We start from the raw sequence: 1,339 nt of genomic DNA on the forward strand, positions 1-1,339 counted from the left end.
TCCGTTTCAAGTCCAACCGTATTGGCTATATTGATCTGACCATTATTAATTGGTAGGTAGGCAACCGCACACTCCAACACCGTATCACTTGTTTTTTTACGGATTGGATTCATAGAATCCAATAGCGTGACCACGAAATCACCAGCATCATTTAAAAAGTTTGTTCCCATGCGCGCTTGATTAATGCTCAACTGAATCTTGCCACTTGAATTAGCTGCCAGCTGATGAAGGCTATTTCCTGATGCTGTTATATCAAATGCTAACTTCATATCACCACCACTGACCTTGGAGCTCGGATCAAGTCTGGCTAATAAATTCTCTAGTGTGAAATCTTTTGTCACACCTTTTGCCATCAGCATGGGATTTGTAGTATTGGTCTTTGAGAGATTCATCTGCAAATTGGCAGTGCCCTTACCCATCTGAAAGCTTATATTTGGGATATCAATTGAACTGCCATCTAAATGCAAAGTAGCCTGGAGATTCTCGATTGGCTTACGCTTTGGCAAACCCAACTCCGCAATGTCCACGACAATTTTCCCTTTGGCCCGAGGTATTGAGTCAAAAGGAATGGTTTCATCACTAAATACGTATCTGGACTGTGGCTTTTGGGCTTGGCGCGTCGCTGGGGCTGGCTGAGTGCCACCCACAGTTTGAGGAGCCGGATTAGTCGCTACATCCAGCGTGGGCCAGTCAAATGACTTTGAGCTTACGGCCAAATTGATCGAGGGCATGGCTTTCGGAGGTTTGATGATCTCGCCTTTAATCAATAAAGGTTTGCCATTCATATTGAGAGCCAGGTCCAGCGGGAACTTTGTTAATCCAACATCCCATTGCTTGAATAACCCAGAAAGAGAACCTGTTTTTCCACTCAGCTCAATAGCCTGCCCTTGAGCCTGCATACCGAGAGAGATGGCTGTTTTATCGCCGCCCTCCGCCAATGACAGGCGTTTAATTTGATAAGTGGAGATTGGATTAGCGGCATCTTGATACTGAATTTGAGCATTCACAATAGAAATACTATCCATGTAGATCAAATTGTTACTAACCGTAGAAGCGTCCGTATTGCCATTACTAGAAATGGAAGCAGGAGTAGCAGTAGATATGTCTGCACTCATATCCCAATTTGCTTTACCAGATGAATTTCTTTGAAGTAGCAGCTCTAAACCAGAAAGTTTCACGCTACCAATCTCAATTCGCTTACTGAGTAGCGGTAGAGCTTTAACATCCAACTCAATATGCTGGAGAGTGAGCATTTCAGGATTTGATGCCCAAGAGGCATTACTCAAACTGAAGCGTTCTGCAGAAACAGAAATTCCTGGAAAAAAACTCAATTTCACAG

1 protein-coding gene is annotated in these 1,339 nt (G+C 43.6%); it reads right to left on the minus strand.

The genetic code is table 11. The features are described from left to right. A partial coding sequence (locus B7X71_RS16985; protein ID WP_293601607.1) for an AsmA family protein occupies positions 1 to 1,337 on the minus strand: 1,337 nt, incomplete at its 3' end. Between the last annotated feature and the right edge of the window lie 2 nt (positions 1,338 to 1,339).

Source organism: Polynucleobacter sp. 39-46-10, assembly GCF_002282275.1.